Below are 22,838 nucleotides of genomic sequence, written 5' to 3' on the forward strand. Positions count from 1 at the left end.
ACGAAGAGGACCACGTGATGACCCGCCTGACATCTGAGCCGACGGCATCGATCCGCTCGATGGACGAACTTCTGGCGGTCGCCATGGCAATGGAAAAGGAATCTGCAGAACGATATGCCGCCTTGGGAGAGCGCATGCGAGCTGCCGGCCGCCAGGAACTTTCCGAAGTATTCGATCGTCTCGTGCGCGAAGAGACGGGTCATATCGAGATGGTCTCGGATTGGTCCGAGCAGGTTTTGCATCATGCCCCACGCCCTCCGGCTCACGGGGCGGACACCGAAGGTGTGTTTGACGACGAGAGCCTAGAACTCGTAGCGCCCGAACTAATAGACGCCTATCGTTCGTGGGCCGTTGCGGTACGCAACGAGGAACGCGCCTTTGCCTTCTGGTCCTATGTCGCAGCGCATGGACCATCGCCGGAAATACGGCAGGCCGCCGAGCGAATGGCGCGCGAGGAGCTCGAGCATGCGAAGACGCTGCGACGCGAGCGACGGAAGGCCTTTTTCAAGCAACACCGCCCAGGGCGGGTCATCCGGGAAACCTGCGACTTGGCCAGCCTCGAAATGGAGGTCTGCACCCGTCTTGAGGAATATGCCGACATGAATGCGAACAAGAACAGGTACCGCGACCTCGCTCTTGAGGCGCGTATGATTTCACTCGATCTCGCATCGGACCCGCTCCAAGATCCCGCCCCGGTTGCCCCCACGCCGCCACGCTCGCTGGATGCGCTCTGCGAATGGCTGGCGGATTATTATATCGATGCCGGTGAACACCTGCTTTCGCAGGCGGCCCGGGATCGGGCGCAGGCTCTCGCGACCATCGCGGTAAAGCGTCTCGCCATTGTGAGAGATCTCGAGAGCGAATGAGCCGGAAGCCTCTATTCCGTCAACTATTCCACAATTAAACCCCGGAACGCGCGGCGCCAGCGTCCTGGGCTACCCGGCGCCTATTGCGCGCATGAAGCGCCTTCGCTCCACCTTCCCGCAGGCGTGCCACGTCGCCCGTGTTTGCGCTTAAGCAAAGTTGACCATGGATGTCCGCTATAGAAGCAGCGCAACAAACAATTGTTGCAACGCAGAAAGGCATGACAATGAGACATATAACCTTCATCGCAACGGCTGTGGCTGCCATGATGGCAACCGGCGTCGCGAATGCGGCGGACCATCAGGTCCAACTTCTCAACAAGGGCGAACACGGCGTCATGGTTTTCGAGCCGAACTATATCGAAGCCGCTCCCGGCGATACCGTGACGTTTGTCCCGACCGACAAAGGCCACGATGCCGCCAGCATCGACGGGATGGTCCCGGAGGGCGCACAGTCCTTCAAGGGCGAGATCAGCAAGCCGATTACCGTCACGGTCGACAAGGAAGGCGTCTACGGCGTCAAATGCGTACCGCACTATGGTATGGGCATGGTGGCGCTGATTGTCGTCGGCAAACCGGTGAACCTGGAGCAGGCAAAGACAGCCAAGCAGCCCGGCAAGGCGAAAAAAGTCATGGCCGAGCTTCTCGAAAAGGCTGCAGGCGGCCATTGATCTGTCGATCGTTCTGACAGAAGGCTGCTTCGACGTTGTCTGGGGCAGCCCCGTCTCCAACTCCCGATTTCTTGAATGAAGCTTGCATGGCGATCCCGCGCACAAAGCCAGGGAACTACCCGGCCATTCTTTCTTACGGCTTCCGGCCTTTTTTCCTGCTTGGCGCGCTTAACGCTGGCATAGCGATCTTGTTCTGGTTGCCCTTGTTCTATGGGCTCCTGGATACCGCAAGCCTGTTCGCGCCCGTCGACTGGCACATTCACGAGATGCTGTTCGGCTATATCGCCGCAGTAGTGACCGGCTTCCTGCTGACCGCGATCCCGAACTGGACGGGCCGCCTACCTGTGCAGGGCATGCCCCTGCTGGTGCTTGTGCTTCTGTGGCTTGCAGGACGCTTCGCCGTGTTCTTTTCGAGCTTGATCGGCTGGATTGCCGCGGCAGCGACGGACAGCGCCTTCTTGTTCGCCGTCGCTATGGCCGCAGCGGTGGAGATCGTGGCCGGCCGCAACTGGCGCAACCTCAAGGTGTTAGCTCCCGTCAGTGTGCTGTTCGTTGCCAATCTACTCTTCCATCTGGAGGCGCATTTCAACGGGCTGTCCGATATCAGCCGGCGCCTCGGCATCGGCGCGGTGGTCCTCCTCATTATGATCATAGGCGGGCGTATCATTCCGAGCTTCACCCGAAACTGGCTCGTGCGGCGAAATCCAGGTCGGCTGCCTGTTCCAGTCGGGCGTTATGACACCGTCGTTATCGCGATCTCCGCTATCTCCCTGATCGCATGGACCGCTTTTCCCAATGGCGTGATTACCGGGGCAGCCTTGCTCACTTCCGCCCTGCTCAACGCCGTCCGCCTAGGCCGCTGGGCAGGCGATCGTACTTTGCGCGATCCGCTGGTGCTTATGCTGCATCTGGCCTATGTCTTCCTGCCTGTCGGACTTATTTTTGCCGGCTTAGCAACCATCTTGCCGTCAGTTCCACCCGCCGCCGGTTTGCACGCCTTCGGCGTTGGCGCGATCGGGTGCATGACGCTTGCGGTGATGATGCGCGCCACGCTTGGGCATACCGGGCGCGAACTGCGGGCAGGCGTGGATGGCTGTTCAGTCTTCGCAGCGGTCCTGCTCGCCGGCGTTCTGCGAGTGTGCGCTGCTTTTCACCCCGCACAGGAGATTTTGCTATACCTCTCCGCTGCCGCCTGGTCGGCAGGCTTCCTCGGATATGTTGCGCTTTTCGGCGGCATGCTGTTGCGGTCGAAAGTGCGCGTCGGAGAGGATGAAGGTCGCGATCTACTCGTGCGAATGGTCACGGGGAAGCGAAGTTGAAATCACCCAATCGTCCAATATGGGCGTTGTGTGGCAACTGTTGGAGCCGGGCGCACGACTTGTCGTGTCATCGGCTCCACGTTGCCCGGCGGACATCTGCTGGGAAGGGTGTGTAGTCGCGCGAGCGGATAGCCGTTCCCATCGAGGCGATTTCCGAGATCACGGTTCCTGAATGAATCTACCTACAGCAGTGATGGACCTGGCACACCGGCTCGGCGCCAGCCCAGAATTCTGCATCGCGGTCCGACTGACGCAATCCGGAACCATGCAGGATAAATCCGAAGCACGCACAATGCATTTTTCGGCGGTCCAAAGGATTCTGCTGCAGCGTCCGGAATTCGAATGGACCGCCGGAACCGTTCCGGCCTTATTTCCGTGACGGATGCTCTGAAAGGAGGAGAACCGCATTTGGCGGTCAAAGCCCTCGGATGGATTCCCGTTGCGAGCGCTCCGCCCGACCCGCAAGTGGTGAAGGGCGAAATGATGCGATACCTGGCGGAACTTGCTTGGGCGCCGGACGCCATCCTGCAGAACCCGTATCTAGTTTGGCGAGTTCTTGACCAAGATAGGCTTTCCGTCTCTCTCGACTCAGGGTCGGCCCGTGCCGAGATTGAAATCGGCCTTGACCGCGAAGGCAGGATCTTTTCGGTTTTCGCGCCGGATCGCCCTCGCAAAGAAGGTGTCGCTTCGTCGAACGACCTTGGAGCGGCCGATTTTCCAACTACAGAAGACATGCGGGCCGATGGTTACCCTTCTCGGGCGAAGTGGGCTGGGAGTTGCACGGAGAAGAATTCATCGCCTGGCGCGGAGAACTGACGAGTTGGTCATTCGAACGGTGAGCCTGACTGTAGAGCCACGGTAGTCGGCAATTTTCTGGGCGGAGCTCAACGTCGATTCAGACACCGTCGACGATAGAGACTGCGCGTGCAAGGACACGCTATCCTCTAGAGCTCAGCCTGCGCGCTTTGCTCGCAGCCATTTCAGCACGGCCACCGACGAAGGCGAATCGCGCACCAAGCGGATGCCGAGATTGTCTGGGGCCAGCCCGGCGGCACAACCACCGCTCTTGCCGTCGCGAATGAAGGTCGACATGTAGCCGCGGTGCCGGCCGTCTGCTACCCTCACGCCGCAATTCTCCACGCTCTGCTCGACAGTTGCGTCAGCCCTAAGGGCGGCGTTCACATAGCATGTCGACGTCCATTCCCAGACATTGCCGCCGATATCGAAGACGCCCTTGCTGTTGGCGCCGAAATGGCCTCGCGGCTTCGGCTGCGGGTCGCGCTCGGCCTTGCCGGCGGCCTCGCTGCGGTAGCGTGCCAGCCAGCGGATGGCGGGATTGCCGTCGTCGGCGAGGCCGAGCGCGTCGTCATGCAGGCGCTCAGCGGCGGCGAAGCTCCATTCCTCGTCGGTCGGCAGACGCCATGACTCGCCGGTCCGGCGGGAGAGCCAGGCCGCGTAGGCTTCCGCGTCGCGATAGCTGACCCCGGTTACCGGCGTGTCGCCCGTGGCATTGCCGTTCGCCGCTTCGCAGGCTCCGTCCGTGACGCAGCGCGCATAGTCGCCCGCACCGACCTGATACTTCATGACCTCGAAGCCGGCCTGGAAGCTGACAATGCGCGTCGGCGCATCGACCGGCCGGCCGGCCTGAAGATATTCACCTGGCAACCGGAAGGAAAACGTTCCCGGCACGACGGTGACTGTCTCGACCGGCGCAAGCCTGGCCGCGACCGGCGCGCGACCGGAATGCTGTACGATCGAAAGCGTGGATGTGGCCGCGGCGAGTGCCGCCGCGACGAACGCGATGCTCGCCGGAACACGGGCTTTCATGATGATGTCCTTTCAAAGAAAAAGGCGGCCTGCCGAACGTGCGACAGGCCGCCCCGCTTTCCCCGCTGCTCCTGTCAGTAGCTGGCGATCGGTGCCGGCGCCCTGACCTGCGCCATGAGGTCGTCGTTCCACTTGCCTTCCACCATGATGTGGGCGGTGGCGCCGAGTTCGGCGGCCTCGATGAGGTTATGGTTCACGTAGGCGTAGATGCCCGGCTGCAGGAAGGTGTAGAGCGCCGCTCCCGCCGATCCGCCACGCACGAACCAGGTTTCCAGATCCTTGGCCGGCGGGTTGGCGAACTTGCCCTGTTCCCACACATGGTCGCCGTGGCCGCCGATGATGTGCGGGCGCGTGTCGCGGTTGGCCTGCGAATGCACGAACAGCACCGTTTCGCCGACGCTGGCCTTCATCGCGTTGTCGCCGGTGAGCGCGCCGACCTTGCCGTTGAAGACGACGTGGGTGGGGATCAGCCCGCGCATCACCTTCAGCGTCTCGTCGTAGCTGTCGCCGAGGGAGTCGAACTTCTTGAACTTCCCGTTCTCGTCGCGGGGAATGTAGAACTCGTTCTCGCCGACATAATAGATGCGGTCGTACTTCAGCGGCTTGCCCGCCTCGTCCTTCAGGCCATCGCGAGGCAGCACCATCACCGTGCCGCTCATGCCCGACACAACATGCCATGGGATCATCCCCGCAGGCGCGCAATGATAGACGAAGGTGCCGGCTCTCGTCGCCTTGAAGCGGATCGTCGCCTGCTCGCCGGGGTTGACGTCCAGCAGCTTGGCGCCGCCGAGCGCGCCCGTGGCGGCGTGGAAGTCGACATTGTGCGGCATCTCGTTCGTTTCGGGGTTGACCAGCGTCAGTTCGAGGTAGTCGCCCTCGTGCACGACCATCATCGGTGCAGGGATCGATCCGTTGTAGGTCATGGCCTGCATCGTCGTGCCGTCATCGTCGATGACCATCGTCTGCTCCTTGACCGTCAACTGGAACTCGACGATCTTCGGGCCGCCAATGGCGACCTGCTGATGTTCATGAACGAAAGGCGGCGCGACCAGCGTGACCTTCTCGCGCGGCAGGGTTGAAATGTCTCCTGCCCGCACCTCTGCCAAAACCGGAGTTGCCGCCATGGCGGCGAACAAGGCGGCCGTCGCCGCCCCGGCGGCGGTGCCCAAGAGAGCTTCGCGTCTGGTCAACATCTCAAATCTCCTTCGTGAAGTTGCCCGTTTCTATGGTCAGGAGAATAATTGTTGCAGCGCACTCTTCTTTGATGCGGCGCAAAATACTTGCTCGATTCAATCGGAGAAATGGATGCGACGAGGACCCGCGCGGAAAACGCCGCAGCCCGGACCGCTTGCGGCGACCGGCGTGCGCATGACATGCTAGGCGAAAACTCGCAGACCAAATTACGGAAGAATCGGAACGCATAATGAGTCGCCTCGATCGCTCACTGATCGCCCATATGGCGCCATTCGAGGGTTTGAACCCGACGGAACTCGACCGCATGATCGGTCAGGCGCGTGCGTTGCGCATCACAAAGGACCACGCGGTCTTCGACCAAGAACAAGATGCGCATTCGTTCTTTCTTTTGTTGGACGGATATGTGCGCGTCATCAAGACCACGCCTGACGGCGAAGAAGTCACCGTGCGCTATATCAGCCCAGGCGAACTGATGGGAATCGCGAGCGCGCTCGGGCGCACGACCTATCCGGCCAGCGCCATCGCCGTCGTTGATTGCGTGGTGCTTGCGTGGCCGAGTGGCATGTGGTCGGAATTTGCTTCGGCTTTCCCGAATTTCGGCGCCAACACTTACCGGACCGTCGGCAACAGGCTGCAGGATGCCCACGCGCGCGTGGTCGAGATGTCAACGGAGCAGGTCGATCAGCGGGTTGCCCACGCCTTGCTCAAACTCGTGCGCCAGTCAGGCAAACGGACGGACGAGGGCCTTCTGATCGACTTTCCGCTTTCGCGGCAAGATATTGCGGAAATGACCGGCACGACCTTGCATACGGTCAGCCGCCTTCTCACGGCTTGGGAGGAACAGGGCCTGGTAAGAAGCGGACGTCAGAAGGTGACTGTTGTCGAGCCGCATCGGCTGCTCATGCTCGCTGAAGGCCGGACGGAGAAGACATAACCGTCCTTGATTTCGTTTTGGAAGACACCGCTGCTTCCAGCGCATGGCGTAACGCCACCTCATCCAGTTCGTGCTCGCGCGCGGCCTCCGCAAGCGTATGAAAGGGGGCGATTGGACAGCCAACGCACAGCATGCCGTTGCGAAGGACTACACGGATGGTTGCCGGCCATCTGCGCATGATCTCGTCCATCGTCATATCTCGGTCAAAGAGGCTTCCCATTTTCGCTATCCTGGTCAAAGCAATGCACACTTTAGCGAAGGGACGCAGAAGATCGTTGCGTATCGACAAACTCCGCAGGGAGATCCCGGTCAGCCTCGCCGTATCACAATTCGATAGTGCCCTTCGGGATCGAAAGAGCCACGCCACAGATGACCACGCGACTCAAGTTCCTTGAACAAAAACAGCGGCTCGCGTGGCAGGAGCGCCGCCAGCGTCTGCCCAGGCGATAGAGTCTCGACGCCTTCGAGTGTCCTAACCATTGGTTCGGGCGGATCGAGATCGCAATTGTTAAGTTCTATGACGGGTTCAGGCCAAGCTTCGTCTGCCTTGTCGACCCTATTGTTTGCCGACTCGGCTTGTGAAGCCTCGCCGCCGGACTGACTTTCGGTCGGCGTGAAGATCACCTCCCAGTCGCCGTTGCCGATCTCGCGTGCCGTAGGCTCGAAACCACGGCTGCCGAGAACATGAAACAGCGGAATCGGCTTGAAGGTCGCCAGCAGTCGCAGGCTCTGGCCGGGAGCAAGCGCGTCCACCGCCTGCATGACGGCGAGGAAAGGCTCCCCGCCTTCCCGAAGGATCGGCCGGACGTCGAGTTCGTAGTGGGGTTGGGTCATTGCTGTCTCCGGTTCGTCTGTCGTCACTATGGACTGGGAAGGAAAAGGCGCGGCCGGGACGTCCCGTCGGGCAGGCGCTTGCCGTCCTCCACATTGTAGAGGCGGCGCGCCAGAACAAGCTCGACGACAATGGCCAGCGTCGCGAGCAGTGTCGCGCCGGCTGCGACACGGAATACGTCAGGCTGGTTGACGAGCAGGGCTCCCGTGCCGCTCAGCACGCCGAGGAAATAAAGCGCGAACCAGACGCGGTCTCGCCGCTCCACAACGAGATCCTGCACGCGCGGCGTCGGCTTTTTTCCCATGACCGGACCGTAGCATTCCAGCCACGTCAGGAACGGCACGATTTTGTAGAGTTGCGAGAGACCGAGTCCGGACAGCCAGCCGAATGCGACGAGATAGAGAAGCGCACCGACGTGCTGACCCAACGTCCCGGTCGCAAGAAGCGCAAGCAGCAATAGCGCCGACAATATCAGAGCAAGCAAGGCGCCTTGGGCGGCACGGCTGTTCAATTCAATGACACGGCGCTTGCGATGACGATAGAAGAAGGCGAGATCTACACCGTAGAGGATAAGGGAGACCAATCCCAGCGTCGCGGCTAACCCGGTCGCCGTGTCGGGTGTCGCCATCAAGCCTGTCCCTTCCACCATGGCGACGATCGGCGAGGCCAAGGCGATCAGGACCAGGGCGGCGATCCCGCTCCACCAGACCACCCGGCTGCTGGCGCGCTCTCCGTCCGGCGACAGCATGAACATGGGCAGCAGGCGATAGGAGACGCCGATCGCGGTGAATGTCAGCCATCCGCCAAGCCCGACCGCGATATGGACGGGGAGCGCGTGGGTCCGAAAGTCGAGCCCCGCCAGCGCAGGCAGGAAGCCCGAAAGCAGCAACGCAAAAAGCGCACCGAGAGTCACGGTGACAAGCACGCAAGCCAGACCCGCGGCGACGAAACGCGCCGGAAGCGTCAGGTTCGCGCGCAGGAGCGTGCCGACGAGTACGCCGACGACGAGCAGGAAACCCGCCGGCAGGAGCATGCCCGCGACGGCGAGCAGCGGAAGGTCGGTGTCGATCGTGCCCGCCAGTTGCAGGAACCCGGCCAGAAGGAAGGCGAGCCCGCTCAAAAGGCATATCAGCGCCGGCAGCACCAGCCGTCCCCCGCGTAGCGGCTGCGCAATCAGCACCGGCACGAACTGGAACAGCGCCCCGCACATCAAAAGGCTGAGCCACCCGATCGTGACCATGTGGACGAGGGTCAGCGTCTCGGGCGCCTCAGCCGGCACCGCGGGAAAGCCGTATCCGGCGATCATCAGCACCTGGGCGCCGACAAGGAAGGCCAGGGCTGCTGTGAAATATGACATTGTCCAGCGCGATAGCGCGGTGCCCATCATGGCCGTTTCCTCGCATCGCCTTCCATGATGGATGGCGCGTCAAAACCATCGAGACGTCGCCATGGACGTTTCGGCGACCGGCCTGGTCGACGCCATTAGGCACAGGCCTTTACCGACGAACGCCCGTGCTGAAGGATATTCGTTGAAGATATCCCATCGGGCTGGCTTGGCCCGAACTCTAGCCGCCTCACCTCGCTTGACTTTGTTTAAGCGCAAACTTCTTCACCAGCGAAGTGGTTTCCGTTCGCCGGTTTGCGGGCCTTACTGCACCAGCGGCGATTCGCTCGCCTCGAGCTGAACCCCCTCGATCTCGGCCTGTCCGGCGAGAACGCTGACATACTGGCGCAGCGCTTTTTCCTCTACGCGGGATCGAAGCCGCGCGGCGATCTGTTCCTGGACGACGTCGAACGGCAGCCTGTGGCCCGGAATGCGCTGGTCGACGGCGACGATGTGGAAACCGTAGCGCGTCTTGACGAGATCGCGCAGGATTCCCGAAGCTCCGAACTTGAAAAGAGCTTTTTCGAACTCGGGCACCATGTCGCCGCGGCTGACCTGGCCGAGATTGCCACCCTGCTCGCCGGACGGGCAGTTCGACAGTTCGGCGGCCATGGCGGCGAAGCGGTCCGGCTCGGCAAGCAGCGTGTTCAGCGCTTCTTCGGCGCGCGCTCGCATCTGTGGCACGTTCACCTGCGGCGTCACCTGGAACAGGATGTGGCGAGCATGGACGAGATCGCCGCTCTCGAACTCGGTTGGATTCTGCTCGTAGTAGCGGCGGCACTCGGCCTCGGTGGGAACCGGGGTCGCCACTTCCTTCTCCAGCAGCGCCTCGATCGTACTGTCGATCTCTGCTTCGTCCTCGACAGCCGCGTCAAGCAGGCCGACCTCCACCGCCCGTTGCCGCAGGAGTTCGCGCGCGGCGGCGAATTCTGGCAGGGCATCGGCCTCGACCGCCACCGCCATGCCGTTCACCGACAGAATCATGGCCGTGTCGGTTCCTCGGCGCGGGTCTTCGGCGTGCGCACGATCTGGTAGGGCCGGAACAGGTAGGAGAGCGCCCCTGCCCCGCTCCAGATATGGATCATGCGTGTGAACGGCGAGACCAGGAACAGCGTGAAGCCGAGCAGGATGTGCAGCTTGTAGGTCAACGGCACGCCCACCATCAGGGCTGCCGCTCCGCCGTCGAGGGTGACGATGCCCTTGACGTAGCCGGTCAGGGTCTCGAATAGCTCGCCGTCCATGTGGAAGGCGGACAGCGGCACGGTGAGCAGGCCAAGCAGAAGCTGCAGCCATAGCATCAGGGTAATAGCGATATCCCATTTGCGGCTATTGAGCCGGATGCGCGGATCGGAAAGGCGCCGGTGGATGAGGATCGTCAGGCCGACGATGGCGGTCAGCCCGGCGATGCCGCCCACCACCATCGCCAGCAGCTGGTGGGCGACCGGCGACAGCGCCCAGTCCACCGCCCAGTGCGGCGCCAGGAAGCCGGCGAAATGGCCGAGAATGACGACGATGACGCCGTAGTGAAAGAGGTTTGAGCCAAGGCGCAGTTCGCGCTTGCGCAACATCTGCGAGGAATCGCTTTTCCAGGTGTAGGGTTCGCGATCGAAGCGGATGAGGCTACCAATCAGCAGCACGACGAGGCAGATATAGGGGTAGACCCCAAACAGCAGCGTGTTGACGTAGGAATTGGCAAGCATGTGGAGCCTCCTTCCCTATCGGGCCGTGGATCCGCCGCCGGATGGGCCGGCGTCGGCAAAGGCGGGCCGTTCGGCCCAGTCGCGGTCGAGCATATCCGCCGGTTCCCGGACCGGCTTCACGTCCACTGCCTCCAGCGGCTTCTCGCCGGCGATGACGAGAAGCGCCTGCGGCACGGCTGCATAGCGGCTCTGTCGCGCCAATAGCGAACGCGCGATGGAGGCCAGGATTTTGGCGCAGTCCGAGAGCATGTCGCGGGCCTCCGCAATGTCGCGCTGACTCAGATATTCCAGCACCACCGGCAGGTAATCGGGCAATTCCGAAGCGGTTAACTCGAAACCAGCTCCGGCGTAGAGCGCCTTCAACTCGACCATGGCGGCACCCCGGTCGCGCCCGTCGCCATGCAGGTGCTCGAACAGATGCAGCGAAAGCGCCCGGCCGCGGTCGAAGAGATCGACATAGCGTTCTTCCGCTATCAGCAGGTCGCCCTCGCCAATCTCGGCGACCAGGGCAAGCAGCGCCTGGCGCTCTGCTGGGCCGACGAGCTTCGAGGCGCGTATCACCCCGGCGATCTCGGGCAGCGCCTGACGCATCTCGGCGCTCGGATAGGACAACAGCGCGCTGAACGCCTTGAAGATCAGCATCGCCATGCCCTCACGTATCCAGCGGCCGGAACGGGGTGAGCTTGCGCCGCCCCATCTTGCCGCCGAACAGCGAGGAATGCGGCGGGCCGTAGTCGCAGCCGTTGCCAAAGGTGAAACCGCACGAGCCCTTCAGCCCGTAAGCATCCTCCGCCTCCTCGCGATGGCTGGTCGGAATGACGAAGCGGTCTTCATAGTTGGCGATGGCGAGGTAGCGGTGCATGTCCTCGACCTGTGCCTTCGACAGCTCGGCCTGCGCCAGCACGGCTGCACCGTCGCCCTCGCCCAACTGCCGCTGGCGGAAGTAGATGCGCATCGCCAGTAGCCGCTCGAGCGCAGAGACGATTGGAGCCTCGGCGCCGGCAGTAAGCAGGTTGGCGAGGTAGCGCACCGGTATGCGAAGCGAGCGAACGTCCGGGATCTCGCCGATCGTGTCGATGGCACCGGCATTGGCGTGAGACTGGATCGGTGACAGCGGCGGCACGTACCAGACCATCGGCAGCGTGCGGTATTCCGGATGCAGCGGGAAGGCGATCTTCCAGTCCACAGCCATCTTGTAGGCTGGCGACCGCTGTGCCGCCTCGATCCAGTTGTCGGCGATGCCGTCGGCGCGGGCCTGCTCAATGACGGCAGGATCGCTCGGGTCGAGGAACAGCTTGAGCTGCGCCTCGTAAAGGTCCTGCTCGTCCTCGACAGACGCCGCCTTCTCAATGCCGTCGGCATCGTAGAGCAGAACGCCGAGATAGCGGATACGGCCGACGCAGGTCTCCGAACAGACGGTCGGCTGGCCCGCCTCGATGCGAGGATAGCAGAAGATGCACTTCTCCGCCTTCCCCGAAGTCCAGTTGTAATAGATCTTCTTGTAGGGGCAGCCCGACACGCACATGCGCCAGCCGCGGCACTTGTCCTGGTCGATGAGGACGATGCCGTCCTCCTCGCGCTTGTAGATCGAGCCGGAGGGGCAGGAGGCGACGCAGCTCGGGTTGAGGCAGTGCTCGCACAGCCTCGGCAGGTACATCATGAAGGTGTTCTCGAATTGGCCGTAGATGTCCTTCTGCACCGCCTCGAAATTGTAGTCCTGGCTGCGCTTATCGAACTCGCCGCCGAGGATTTCCTCCCAGTTCGGCCCCCATTCGATCTTTTCCATCGGCCTGCCGGTGACCAGCGACAGCGGCCGGGCCACCGGTGCGGTCGGCAGTTCGGGCGCCTTCTGCAGATGCTCGTAGTCGAAGGTGAAGGGCTCGTAATAGTCGTCGATCTCGGGCAGGTTCGGATTGGCGAAGATGTTGGCGAGCACGGCCAGCCTGCCGCCCTGCTTCGGCACGATCTTGCCGTTCTTCCTGCGCTTCCAGCCGCCCTTCCAACGCTCCTGGTTCTCCCAGTCCTTGGGATAGCCGATGCCGGGCTTGGTCTCGACATTGTTGAACCAGGCGTATTCCATGCCCTGCCGCGAGGTCCACACCTGCTTGCAGGTGACGGAGCAGGTATGGCAGCCGATGCACTTGTCGAGGTTGAGCACCATCGCGATCTGCGCGCGGATCTTCATGATGCGGCCTCCTCGGCAACCGGATCGACGGGATTGGAATGGTCGAGCCATTCGACCTTGACGAGCTTGCGGACCACGACGAACTCGTCGCGGTTGGAGCCGACGGTGCCGTAGTAGTTGAAGCCATAGGAAAGCTGCGCGTAACCGCCGACCATGTGGGTGGGCTTCAAGACCGTGCGCGTCACCGAATTGTGGATGCCGCCGCGCTGGCCGGTGATCTGCGAGCCAGGCACGTTCACGATCTTCTCCTGCGCATGGTACATCATGCACATGCCTTCCTGCACGCGCTGGCTGACCACCGCGCGCGCAGCGATCGCGCCGTTCAGGTTGAACAGCTCGATCCAGTCGTTGTCGACGATGCCGGCCTTCTTCGCGTCCGTCTCCGACAGCCACACGATCGGCCCGCCCCGCGACAGGGTGAGCATGATGAGGTTGTCGGTATAGGTCGAGTGGATGCCCCATTTCTGGTGCGGCGTGATGAAGTTGAGGACGATCTCGGTTTCGCCGTTCGCCTTCTTGCCGAGCATGGCGGCGGCCGTGCGCGTATCGATCGGCGGGCGGTAGACGGCGAAGCTCTCGCCGAAGTCGCGGAACCAGCGATGGTCCTGATAGAACTGCTGGCGGCCGCTGATCGTGCGCCAGGGGATCAATTCGTTCACGTTGGTGTAGCCGGCCGTGTAGGAGACGTGCTCGCTCTCGATGCCGGACCATGTCGGCGACGAGATGATCTTGCGCGGCTGCGCCTGGATATCGCGGAAGCGGATTTTTTCGTCTTCCCGCGTCTCGGCGAGGTGGGCGTGGTCGCGTCCGGTTATCTTGCTCAGCGCGGCCCAGGCCTTCACCGCCACCTCGCCGTTCGTCTCCGGCGCCAGGTACATGACGGTCTCGGCGGCATCGATATCACTGTCGATGCGCGGCCGCCCGTCGGTCGGGCCGCCGTCATTCACGCGGTGGTTCAGTCCGCCGAGTCCTTTCACCTCGGCTTCGGCGTTCCACGAAATGCCCTTGCCGCCATTGCCGAGTTTGTCGGCAAGCGGTCCAAGCGCAGTGTAGCGGCGGTACGTATTTGGATAATCTCGCTCGACGACCGCGATCTGCGGCGCTGTGACGCCTGGCACGAGATCGCATTCGCCTTTCTTCCAGTCCTGCACCTCGAAGGGCTGGGCTATCTCGGCAGGCGTGTCGTGCTGGATCGGTGTAAGCACCACGTCGCGCTCGACGCCGAGATGGCCCTCTACCAGTTCGGAAAAGCGTTTGGCGATGGCCTTGTAGGTTTCCCAGTCGCTTTTCGCCTCCCACACCGGGTCCACCGCCGCCGACAGCGGATGGATGAAGGGGTGCATGTCGGAGGTGTTGAGGTCGTTCTTCTCATACCATGTGGCGGTCGGCAGCACGACGTCGGAATAGAGACAACTCGTCGACATGCGGAAATCCAGCGTCACCACGAGGTCGAGCTTGCCTTCCGGTGCCGGATCGCGCCATTCGATCTCGGTTGGCTTCTCGCGCCCTTCCTCGCCAAGGTCCTTGCCCTGCAAGCCGTGCCGGGTGCCGAGGAAGTGGCGCAGGAAATATTCGTGCCCCTTGCCGGATGAGCCGAACAGGTTCGACCTCCAGATGAACAGATTGCGCGGGAAATTGACCGGATTGTCCGGGTCCTCGCAAGCCATGGAAAGCTTGCCGGATTTCAGGCCGGCGACGACATGGTCCCTGACCTCGACGCCGGCCTTTTCCGCCTCATCCGCGAGCCGCAGCGGGTTGACGTTGAGCTGCGGCGCCGAAGGCAGCCAGCCCATGCGCTCGGCCCGGACGTTGAGGTCGATCATCGAACCGCGATAGGGCGCGGGATCGGCGAGCGGCGACAGGAGTTCCGAGACGTCGAGCTTCTCGTAACGCCACTGGTCGGAATGCGCGTAGAAGAAGGAGGTGCCGTTCATGTGGCGCGGCGGCCGCACCCAGTCGAGCGCGAAGGCGAGCATCGTCCAGCCGGTCTGCGGCCTGAGCTTCTCCTGCCCGACATAGTGCGCCCAGCCGCCGCCGGAGACGCCGACGGTGCCGCACAGCATCAGCATGTTGATGATCGAGCGGTAGCCCATGTCTTGGTGGTACCAGTGGTTCATGCCCGCGCCGATGATGACCATCGAGCGGCCCTTGGTCTTCTCAGCATTCTTCGCGAAGCCGCGCGCCACTTCGACGGCGTGAGCGGCCGAGACGCCGGTGATCGTCTCCTGCCAGGCCGGCGTATAGGGCACGTTGTCGTCGAAGCTCTTGGCGCAATCGCCGCCCAGCCCACGGTCGAGCCCGTAGTTGGCGCACAGTAGGTCGAAGACGGTGGCGACGTAGCTCTCGCCATCGGCCAGCTTAATGCGGCGCACCGGCACGTTGCGCACCAGCACGTCTCCGCCCTGGTCGTTGCCAGCGAAATGCGGATGTGGCGTACCGCCGAAATACGGGAAGGCGACCGGCGCCACCGCGTCGCGGCGGTCGACGAGGCTGAGGCCCAGCCGCGCTTCGGCGCCGGTCTCGCCGTCCTTCTCCTCCAGGTTCCAGCGGCCCTTCGGCTCACCGTCGGCCGGCCAGCGGTAGCCGATCGAGCCCTGCGGCACGACGAGATCGCCGCTCTCTTCGGCGACCGCCACCGTCTTCCAGGCGGCCCGGTCGGAAGCCGACGCCTTGCGGCGCCCTTTCTTCTCGCCGGCAAGGTCGCTCTGGCGCAAATAGCGGTCGGGCACGAAACGGTCGCCGTCTTTCCTCAGCCGCACCAGCATCGGCAGGTCGGTCAGGCGGCGGCAATAGTCCTCGAAATAGGGCGTCTTGCGGTCGAGGAAGAATTCCTTGAGCACGACGTGGCCCATGGCCATGGCAAGTGCGGCGTCCGTACCCTGCTTGGGGTGCAGCCAGAGATCCGAAAGCTTCGCCACCTCGGAATAGTCCGGCGTGACGGCCACGACATTGGTGCCGTTGTAGCGCGCCTCGACGAAGAAATGCGCGTCGGGTGTGCGCGTCTGCGGCACGTTCGAGCCCCAGGCGATGATGTAGCCGGAATTATACCAGTCGGCCGATTCCGGCACGTCGGTCTGCTCGCCCCAGGTCTGCGGGCTCGACGGCGGCAGGTCGCAATACCAGTCGTAGAAAGACAGAAGCGTACCGCCGATGAGGCTGAGATAGCGTGCGCCGGAAGCGTATGACACCATCGACATGGCCGGGATCGGCGAGAAGCCGACGACACGGTCCGGACCGAATGTCTTCACCGTGTGCACGTTGGCGGCGGCGATGATCTCGGTCGCTTCGGCCCAGGTCGAGCGCACGAAGCCGCCACGCCCGCGGATCGCCTTGTAGGCTTTCGCCGTCTTCTGGTCGGCGGTGATGGCGGCCCACGCCTCGACGGGTTCGAGCGTCTTGCGCGCCTCGCGCCATGCCTTGACCAGGCGCCCGCGCACCATCGGATATTTGATGCGGCTGGCGCTATAGAGATACCAGCTGTAGGACGCGCCGCGCGAGCAGCCGCGCGGCTCGTGGTTGGGCATGCCCGGGCGCGTGCGCGGATAGTCCGTCTGCTGGGTTTCCCAGGTGACGACGCCGCTTTTGACGTAGATCTTCCACGAGCAGGAGCCGGTGCAGTTCACGCCATGGGTGGAGCGCACGATTTTGTCGTGCTGCCAGCGTTGCCGGTAGCCCTCCTCCCATAGCCGGTCCTCATCGCGCAGCTCGCCATGGCCGTCGGCAAAGGATTCGCGTCGCCGGGAAAGGTAGGTCAGGCGTTCGAGGAAGTGGCTCATCTGGCTATTCCTTTCCCATGCGTATCAGACTTGCGGGGCTGTCGGCCGTGTCGCCTCCCCGCCTATGACGATCTCACCCATCACCGGGGCGCGTCGCACCTCGGTCAGGTAGTTCAGGATCAATGAAACCCATACGACCCCATAGAGAAGCATGAAGCAACTCGAATTTACTCCGAGCCAGCCCAGAATGGCGCCAAACATGATTGGCAGCAGGAAGCCGCCAAGGCCGCCGACCATGCCGACGATGCCGGACACCGTACCCATATTTTCGGGAAAATCGTCCCCTACATACTTGAAGGTCGAGGCCATGCCGCAGGCGAAGGCGATTCCGAGAATGAATAAGAGAACCGCAAAGAGCCATACCGGAACCGCAATGGCGAAACTGGTCGGACCGTTAACCGTATGGACGGTCAGTTCGGTGCGTGGATAGGAGAGCAGGAACAGGCATATCCAGGCGATCCACAGCACCCACCATGTGACGTTGTGCGCGCCGAAGCGGTCGGAGAGCCATCCGCCGAAGGCACGGAAAACGCCTGCCGGAAGAGCGAAACACGCGGCGAGTAGTGAAGCCTGCGCAATCGAGAGCCCATATTCCGACTTGAAATACTGCGGCATCCAGATCGACAGCGCCGTGAAGCCGCCGAAGACGATGGAATAATACTGACAGTATTTCCACACCCGCGGGTCGCGCAGCACCTGAAGCTGGGCGACCATTGAGGGCGAGGTCGCGGCGCGTGCCGGATCGGGCGCGGAAAATATCCAGAAGATCACGGCGGTAACGATCAGGGCGGCGGCGTAGACCTTCGGCACGGTCTGCCAGCCAAAGGCGGAGATCAGCCACGGCGCCACGAACATGTTGAGCGCCGCGCCCACCGTGCCGGCGCCGAAAAAGCCCATGGCGAAGCCGCGCTTTTCCTTGGGAAAGAACCGTGCGACATAGGGCGTGCCGACCGAGAAGGATGCGCCAACCAGCCCGAGCGCCAGCCCCAGCAGGATGAAATGCCACAGCGCCGTGGCGTAGGAGGACAGCCACACCGGCACGGCGCAGCCGATCAGCAGCGCCAGCATCAGCCGCCGCCCGCCGAGGCGGTCGGTCCAGATACCGAGCGGAAGGCGGAACAGCGCGCCGGTGAGGACCGGCGTGGCCGTGAGCAAGCCGAACTCGACCGAGTTCAGACTGAGCTGCTCGCGGATCGGAATGCCGGTAACGCCGAACATCATCCACACGGCGAAGCAGATGGTGAATGCCCAGGTGGTAGCGAGCAGAACCACGAAGCTTCGAAATCCTGACATCTGCACCTCCGTAGAAATCCGCGTGCTCGTAATCATAGGGTAACAGCCGCCAGGAGCGGAACGCCGAGATTGCAAAGGCACTGTAGCGAGAGCGGGACCGCAATGACAAGTTTGGTCTTCTTTGTGTTTTCGCAAACAAAAACAGAAACGTACTTGAAGCAGACCACTGTATGGCGCTTCGATGAGCAAATTAGGCAGCCGTCTTCAAGTTTGGGGGTCGGAGCGTGGTCTCGCGAACTCGCACCACTACAGACGTGTCAGCCTGACCGCATCGAACAGTCGGTGGCGAGGCCTTCGTTGACGCTACTTCTTCGAATTAATGGCCTTACCCTCAGGATCGACGCAGATCCGATGACCCGTCTCAGTCGAATTCTTCGCGATGAGTTGGGGCTCACGGGTCTGAAGGAAGGTTGCTGCGAGGGCGAATGCGGTGCCTGCACAGTCCTAGTCGACGGTCTTCCTGTCAATGCTTGCCTAGTGCTCGGCTTCCAGGCACAAGATCGCAATATCACCACCGTGGAAGGGCTCCGTGAAGCCGGAAAGCTCGCCGGCTTGCAGGAAGCGTTCCTCACGTATGGCGCGGTGCAATGCGGCTATTGCTCGCCGGGTATGGTGATGGCCGCAGAGGGATTTCTGCGGGCAAATACCGATCCGAGCGCCGGCGAGATTCGACACGCGCTTGCCGGCAATCTTTGTCGCTGCACCGGGTTTGAGACCATCGTGCAGGCGGTGGCCTCAGAGGCAGCGCGGCGGGAGCGGGTGCGGACGTGAACGCGTTGATACCGGCCCGCCCTCCCGATCTGCGGACGCTCGTTGCGCTGATGAAGAGATCGTCGCCGGTTTATTTCGTGGCCGGTGGCACCGACCTGCTTACCTCGGCGCGGCAAATGCCGTTGGTCGGAACGCTTGTCGATCTCTCGGGCGTTCATGATCTGGCGTTTATCGAGTCGTCTGGGGCGGACATTCGCATCGGTGGGGCGACAACCATCGCCGCGATAGCGGCCCATACGAAACTTGCGGCACGCTTCTCCGCCCTGTCCCAGGCGGCAGGAGAATGCGGCTCGATGCAAATCCGCAATCGCGCGACGCTCGGTGGCAATATCGCCAATGCTGCTCCAGCCGCGGACCTGGTCACCGCGCTAATATTGGCCAATGCGCGGTTGAAGCTGTTTTTGCCTGGGGGCTCTTGCGCTGAGATCACTCTCGAGGAATTCCGTTCCGGTACCGGTGCCTTAATAGCCGAGGCGGTCCTGCCGAATTTGGAGCTCCTGCCGCGCAGTGCCTTTGCCAAGCTTGGGTTACGCAGAGACCTCACGATTGCTCGTATTAACCTTGCGGCAATGGCGGAATTCTCCGACGGTCGGTTTGGGTCGGTAAGGCTGGTCGCTGGGGCGCTCGGCCCCCACCCCATTCGGCTTTTGCGCGCCGAAGGTGCACTGTCAGGTTGTCCCCTCGCTCCCGCCTCGCTTCGCGTCTTTGTCGACGCGCTGGCTGCGGACGTTGACGCCGCGATTGCGGGACGCGCTTCCCACTGTTGGAAGCGACGAGCAATTCGCGGATTGGGCCTCGACGCGATCGCGCGGCTCTGCGAGATGTCCCCGCGTGATCCCCTGTTCGACGAGACCTGGTGATGGACCAGGTCGCCCGGCGAATCCCGTTGATCGATGGCATTGAAAAGGTCACCGGCCGCCTACGCTTCACCGCCGACAGGAAATTACCCGGGCTCGCGCATTCTGCCCTGCTCCTTTCACCCCGTGCCCATGCGCGAATCGTCAGTCTCGATCCGGGCGACGCCCTCGACCTTCCCGGGGTGATCGGTCTCTGGTGGCACGCCAACACGCCGAAGAATGGCTATAACAGCTCGATCTGGTATGCCGGACAGTCAGCTCTTGCCGACGAGCGGATGTTTCCGCCTGTGGTCCGCCACATCGGCGACCGGGTGGCCGTCGTGCTTGCCGAGACCGAAGACATCGCCCGTGCCGCGCTCTCGCGGATCGCGGTGACGTATGAGGACCTACCCTCAGTGCTCTCGGCCGAGGCCGCGCTCGACCATGCCGGACCCGTAACGGATGCCGATGGGCCGACCTACCTGAACCCAGTGGACGAGATCGCCTTCGCTCATGGCGATCTGGAGTCCGCCATGGCGCGCGCCGATCATGTGGCCGAAGTCACGGTGCGAACCCCGCGTAGCCACCATTGCGCGATCGAGCCTCATGTCTGCCTAGCGTGGCCCGAACCCGGCGGACGCGTCGCCATCCACTCACCGTGCCAGAGTGTCTTTGCCGTGCAAGCGGTAGTAGCGCAGGCGCTTGCGATCGATCCCGACCGGCTGCATGTGACGAAGGCTCCGATCGGCGGTTCGTTCGGCGGCAAGGCCGAGCCGATCCTGGATCCGATCTGCGCCTTCCTCGCTCTTCGGAGCGGGCGCCCTGTGCGCATGGCCCTCAACCGTCAGGAAACCTTCACCTCCACTCGTACCCGGTCCGCCGCCTACGGTAGGATGCGGATCGCGTTGGCAGCCGACGGGAGAATCTTGGGGCGCGATACCGAAGTCCTGGTCGACATCGGCGCCTATTGCACCGGCGGCAGCTACCTACCCGGTTCCATGCTTCAAAGGCTGGTGCGGCTCTACGCGATCCCGGCAGAGCGGTACAGAGGCCGGGCCGTCTACACCAACACGCTGCCGACCGGTGCTTTTCGCGGCTACGGTTCGCCGCAGATTCACGCAATAGGCGAGATCGCGCTCGATCTTGCGCTCTGCGACATGGGGCTGGATCCGGTGGCGGCGCGCGTCCGCAACATCGTCGCCCCGGCGGCTCGCGATCCGTGGCAGAATTTGCCCCTGGGCAACGCCCGCGGAGCCGATTGCCTGATCCAAGGGGCCGAGACCTTCGGATGGACGGGACGGCGTGCCGAACGCAAGGCGAATAGCCGCTTTCGATGCGGAGTGGGCATGGCGGTTGCCACGCACATCAACGGCTGCTTTCCCGGAGAGGACGAGGCTTCTACGGCCACATTACGGCTCCTACCGAACGGGCACGCCGAACTGGTCTGCGCGCTGCATGACCTGGGATGCGGCTCGGATACCTCGCTGGCGCAGATCGCCGCCGAAACGGTCGGGCTGAATGCCTCCGACATACATGTCGCTGCAGCGGATACCGACACCTGTGCCTACGACCTCGGCACCCGCGCCAGCCGCATGACTTATATCGTCGGCGAAGCGGTGCGCCAAGCGGGGATCGCGCTCGCAGCGGCTGTAGCCGAGCAGGCGGCACTGGCCCTAAACGCCCAAAGTAACGAGATAGTGCTGCGTTGCGGCCGGGCGACTGCAAATGACAGGTCGATCACTCTTGCCGAACTTGCCGCCTGGTTGTCGACGCGGGGAACAGACCTGCCGGCCGCCACCTATACTCACCGAGCCACCGCCAATCCTGGCTCCTATGCGGCGCATTTTGCAGAAGTCGATGTCGACACGCTGACGGGGCAGGTCCGCGTTACCGACTATCTGGCGGTCCACGATGTCGGAAGAGCTATCAATCCGATGCTGGTTGAAGGCCAGATACATGGCGGAATCCAGATCGGCATCGGCTACGCGCTTTATGAGGATGTGGCGGTCGACACCGGGACTGGGAGAGTACACGCGGACAGTTTCGCACGTTACACGGTCGCTAACGCTCCCGAAATGCCTCCCGTGCGCGTCCTGCTTATTGAGGAAGGCGAGCCAACGGGTCCGTTCGGTGCTAAGGCTATCGGAGAGATCGCGACTATTCCGGTGGCGCCTGCCGTCGTCAACGCTGTCAATCACGCGTTGGGTTCAAGGCTTACGGATCTGCCGCTTCTGCCCGATCGCATCGTTGAGGCAGTTGTCCAGATTGAGCGACAAGGTTGATCTAGCGCAAACAGCGCGCGGCTGTGGGGGCTTATCTTTCTCGTTGTATGTGCAACCACCGGGTTGACGCCACAGCGGAGGTCGAAATGGCGGGGGAGCTGGGAAAACTACGTGATATCTGGAACTACGCGGCCGCTTATTTGCGCGACCGACGCAGATGTGCGGAGATTAGGAACGATCTTCAGGCGCTTGGGCCTGACGAACGCCGTCGGATATTCGGTGAATACGATTTGACGCCAGAGGACTTCGACATGGCTCTGCGCATTCCATTCGCGTCCGAAGATATGTCATCTTGGGCATTGCGCTCTGTGGGCGTGGACCCGCAACAGTTCCATCGCGAACACGGCGTACGCAGCCGTATCATGCGGCGTGCTTGTACGATATGCCATCTTAAGGCGCGCTGCCGGAAGGACTTAATGGCGGGCAGTTTTGAGCGTAACCACCGGGATTATTGTCCGAACCGATCGCATTTCGCCGTCTTGCTTGCCAGACGAGCATACCAGAGCTCAGCTGCTGGACGTATCCGGAATTAGGACCACTTAAGCAAAAGATCACACAGAGGTCTGTCGTCAGTACCGCCGTGTACGGACCAATCTGCAGAGGGGCTCCCGTCAGGGACATCGTGAATTCCTCAAGCCACTATCGGAACGACCGTCCAATGACGGCGTACGATATCTAGTTCGGAGCACTTGTCATGAAGGTTTCCGGATGCTTTTCGAGAATGACGCATAACATCAATCTGCTGGACCGAATGATGGCAGAGCTTCATGTGCGTGATGGGCTCGCATCTTTGCCAAACGGAGGTAAGGTCCTGCGCCAAGCGGCAATTCGATGCATAACATGCCGTCAAACGGATGCCTGCAGCGCGTGGCTCGCTGCGGACGGACAGCGGAGCAAGACTCCCATGTTTTGCGGAAATCGGCACCTCTTCGAGCAACTCAAGCTCTGAACCGTTAAAGATCGAGACCGTG

At 62.5% G+C, this 22,838-nt stretch carries 19 protein-coding genes and 2 pseudogenes; 10 read left to right on the forward strand and 11 right to left on the reverse strand.

Going from position 1 to position 22,838, the window contains the following annotated elements; genetic code table 11:
• Window positions 1-17 precede the first annotated feature (17 nt).
• From E6C48_RS17965 to E6C48_RS23195, 5 genes and pseudogenes are all read left to right on the forward strand, one after another.
• Window positions 18-866, forward strand: a complete 849-nt coding sequence (locus tag E6C48_RS17965; protein WP_168734573.1) for a ferritin-like domain-containing protein — start codon at window positions 18-20, stop codon at window positions 864-866.
• Window positions 867-1,132: 266 nt separating this feature from the next.
• Complete coding sequence (locus tag E6C48_RS17970; RefSeq protein WP_230978851.1) at window positions 1,133-1,534, forward strand: pseudoazurin; 402 nt, start codon at window positions 1,133-1,135, stop codon at window positions 1,532-1,534.
• 86 nt (window positions 1,535-1,620) lie between these two features.
• The gene (locus tag E6C48_RS17975) at window positions 1,621-2,853 is read left to right on the forward strand and encodes an NnrS family protein (protein ID WP_136359553.1); all 1,233 of its coding nucleotides are present in this window, start codon (window positions 1,621-1,623) and stop codon (window positions 2,851-2,853) included.
• Between the two features lie 342 nt (window positions 2,854-3,195).
• Window positions 3,196-3,522, forward strand: a pseudogene (locus E6C48_RS17980) (DUF6544 family protein); the annotation flags it as partial.
• 71 nt (window positions 3,523-3,593) lie between these two features.
• Window positions 3,594-3,692: pseudogene (locus E6C48_RS23195) on the forward strand (hypothetical protein); the annotation flags it as partial.
• Between the two features lie 112 nt (window positions 3,693-3,804).
• Here E6C48_RS23195 and E6C48_RS17985 read toward each other — a convergent pair.
• Entirely contained in the window at window positions 3,805-4,680 is an 876-nt protein-coding gene (locus E6C48_RS17985) for an SUMF1/EgtB/PvdO family nonheme iron enzyme (RefSeq protein ID WP_136359555.1), read from the reverse strand.
• A 74-nt stretch (window positions 4,681-4,754) separates the two neighbouring features.
• Window positions 4,755-5,873: a copper-containing nitrite reductase gene (nirK, locus tag E6C48_RS17990; protein WP_136359556.1), complete on the reverse strand. Its 1,119-nt coding sequence runs from the start codon at window positions 5,871-5,873 to the stop codon at window positions 4,755-4,757.
• A gap of 230 nt (window positions 5,874-6,103) precedes the next feature.
• Here nirK and E6C48_RS17995 point away from each other — a divergent pair, with 230 nt between their 5' ends.
• A complete protein-coding gene (locus E6C48_RS17995; RefSeq protein WP_136359557.1) occupies window positions 6,104-6,808 on the forward strand; it encodes a Crp/Fnr family transcriptional regulator in 705 nt (234 codons plus the stop codon).
• On the opposite strand, the gene E6C48_RS18000 is transcribed toward E6C48_RS17995, so the two are convergent.
• The 9 genes from E6C48_RS18000 to E6C48_RS18040 form a co-directional block, all read right to left on the reverse strand.
• Window positions 6,774-7,028, reverse strand: a complete 255-nt coding sequence (locus tag E6C48_RS18000; protein ID WP_136359558.1) for a DUF1858 domain-containing protein — start codon at window positions 7,026-7,028, stop codon at window positions 6,774-6,776. The two genes, E6C48_RS17995 and E6C48_RS18000, sit on opposite strands and share 35 nt — an antisense overlap.
• A gap of 89 nt (window positions 7,029-7,117) precedes the next feature.
• Complete coding sequence (locus tag E6C48_RS18005) at window positions 7,118-7,642, reverse strand: DUF2249 domain-containing protein (protein ID WP_136359559.1); 525 nt, start codon at window positions 7,640-7,642, stop codon at window positions 7,118-7,120.
• Between the two features lie 26 nt (window positions 7,643-7,668).
• Window positions 7,669-9,027, reverse strand: coding sequence for a hypothetical protein (locus tag E6C48_RS18010; protein ID WP_168734574.1), 1,359 nt, complete (start codon window positions 9,025-9,027; stop codon window positions 7,669-7,671).
• Between the two features lie 261 nt (window positions 9,028-9,288).
• Entirely contained in the window at window positions 9,289-10,008 is a 720-nt protein-coding gene (locus E6C48_RS18015) for a peptidylprolyl isomerase (protein WP_136359560.1), read from the reverse strand.
• On the reverse strand, window positions 10,005-10,724 hold the full coding sequence (narI, locus tag E6C48_RS18020) for a respiratory nitrate reductase subunit gamma (protein WP_136359561.1): 720 nt from the start codon (window positions 10,722-10,724) through the stop codon (window positions 10,005-10,007). Before narI ends, E6C48_RS18015 begins: the two co-directional genes overlap by 4 nt.
• A gap of 15 nt (window positions 10,725-10,739) precedes the next feature.
• A complete protein-coding gene (gene narJ, locus E6C48_RS18025) occupies window positions 10,740-11,372 on the reverse strand; it encodes a nitrate reductase molybdenum cofactor assembly chaperone (protein WP_136359562.1) in 633 nt (210 codons plus the stop codon).
• Window positions 11,373-11,376: 4 nt separating this feature from the next.
• Window positions 11,377-12,909, reverse strand: a complete 1,533-nt coding sequence (gene narH / locus E6C48_RS18030) for a nitrate reductase subunit beta (protein ID WP_136359563.1) — start codon at window positions 12,907-12,909, stop codon at window positions 11,377-11,379.
• Window positions 12,906-16,685, reverse strand: a complete 3,780-nt coding sequence (locus E6C48_RS18035) for a nitrate reductase subunit alpha (RefSeq protein WP_136359564.1) — start codon at window positions 16,683-16,685, stop codon at window positions 12,906-12,908. Before E6C48_RS18035 ends, narH begins: the two co-directional genes overlap by 4 nt.
• A gap of 24 nt (window positions 16,686-16,709) precedes the next feature.
• Window positions 16,710-18,167, reverse strand: coding sequence for an MFS transporter (locus tag E6C48_RS18040; protein WP_230978838.1), 1,458 nt, complete (start codon window positions 18,165-18,167; stop codon window positions 16,710-16,712).
• A 108-nt stretch (window positions 18,168-18,275) separates the two neighbouring features.
• Here E6C48_RS18040 and E6C48_RS18045 point away from each other — a divergent pair, with 108 nt between their 5' ends.
• The 4 genes from E6C48_RS18045 to E6C48_RS23200 all read left to right on the forward strand — a co-directional run bounded on the left by E6C48_RS18045 (window position 18,276) and on the right by E6C48_RS23200 (window position 22,816).
• Entirely contained in the window at window positions 18,276-18,749 is a 474-nt protein-coding gene (locus E6C48_RS18045) for a (2Fe-2S)-binding protein (RefSeq protein ID WP_230978839.1), read from the forward strand.
• Window positions 18,746-19,609: an FAD binding domain-containing protein gene (locus E6C48_RS18050; RefSeq protein ID WP_136359567.1), complete on the forward strand. Its 864-nt coding sequence runs from the start codon at window positions 18,746-18,748 to the stop codon at window positions 19,607-19,609. Before E6C48_RS18045 ends, E6C48_RS18050 begins: the two co-directional genes overlap by 4 nt.
• Entirely contained in the window at window positions 19,609-21,867 is a 2,259-nt protein-coding gene (locus E6C48_RS18055) for a xanthine dehydrogenase family protein molybdopterin-binding subunit (protein WP_136359568.1), read from the forward strand. The genes E6C48_RS18050 and E6C48_RS18055 overlap by 1 nt, the downstream gene beginning before the upstream one ends.
• 721 nt (window positions 21,868-22,588) lie before the next feature.
• Entirely contained in the window at window positions 22,589-22,816 is a 228-nt protein-coding gene (locus E6C48_RS23200; protein WP_407941017.1) for a DUF6455 family protein, read from the forward strand.
• The last annotated feature ends 22 nt before the right edge of the window (window positions 22,817-22,838 follow it).

Source organism: Ollibium composti (genome assembly GCF_004801285.1).
Taxonomy (GTDB): domain Bacteria; phylum Pseudomonadota; class Alphaproteobacteria; order Rhizobiales; family Rhizobiaceae; genus Mesorhizobium; species Mesorhizobium composti.

Coding starts and splice junctions, on each gene's coding strand:
- E6C48_RS17965 (WP_168734573.1), top strand. CDS start 18: ATGACCCGCCTGACATCTGAGCCGACGGCATCGATCCGCTCGATGGAC.
- E6C48_RS17970 (WP_230978851.1), top strand. CDS start 1,133: ATGGCAACCGGCGTCGCGAATGCGGCGGACCATCAGGTCCAACTTCTC.
- E6C48_RS17975 (WP_136359553.1), top strand. CDS start 1,621: ATGGCGATCCCGCGCACAAAGCCAGGGAACTACCCGGCCATTCTTTCT.
- E6C48_RS17985 (WP_136359555.1), bottom strand. CDS start 4,680: ATGAAAGCCCGTGTTCCGGCGAGCATCGCGTTCGTCGCGGCGGCACTC.
- nirK (WP_136359556.1), bottom strand. CDS start 5,873: ATGTTGACCAGACGCGAAGCTCTCTTGGGCACCGCCGCCGGGGCGGCG.
- E6C48_RS17995 (WP_136359557.1), top strand. CDS start 6,104: ATGAGTCGCCTCGATCGCTCACTGATCGCCCATATGGCGCCATTCGAG.
- E6C48_RS18000 (WP_136359558.1), bottom strand. CDS start 7,028: ATGGGAAGCCTCTTTGACCGAGATATGACGATGGACGAGATCATGCGC.
- E6C48_RS18005 (WP_136359559.1), bottom strand. CDS start 7,642: ATGACCCAACCCCACTACGAACTCGACGTCCGGCCGATCCTTCGGGAA.
- E6C48_RS18010 (WP_168734574.1), bottom strand. CDS start 9,027: ATGATGGGCACCGCGCTATCGCGCTGGACAATGTCATATTTCACAGCA.
- E6C48_RS18015 (WP_136359560.1), bottom strand. CDS start 10,008: ATGATTCTGTCGGTGAACGGCATGGCGGTGGCGGTCGAGGCCGATGCC.
- narI (WP_136359561.1), bottom strand. CDS start 10,724: ATGCTTGCCAATTCCTACGTCAACACGCTGCTGTTTGGGGTCTACCCC.
- narJ (WP_136359562.1), bottom strand. CDS start 11,372: ATGGCGATGCTGATCTTCAAGGCGTTCAGCGCGCTGTTGTCCTATCCG.
- narH (WP_136359563.1), bottom strand. CDS start 12,909: ATGAAGATCCGCGCGCAGATCGCGATGGTGCTCAACCTCGACAAGTGC.
- E6C48_RS18035 (WP_136359564.1), bottom strand. CDS start 16,685: ATGAGCCACTTCCTCGAACGCCTGACCTACCTTTCCCGGCGACGCGAA.
- E6C48_RS18055 (WP_136359568.1), top strand. CDS start 19,609: ATGGACCAGGTCGCCCGGCGAATCCCGTTGATCGATGGCATTGAAAAG.
- E6C48_RS23200 (WP_407941017.1), top strand. CDS start 22,589: ATGACGCATAACATCAATCTGCTGGACCGAATGATGGCAGAGCTTCAT.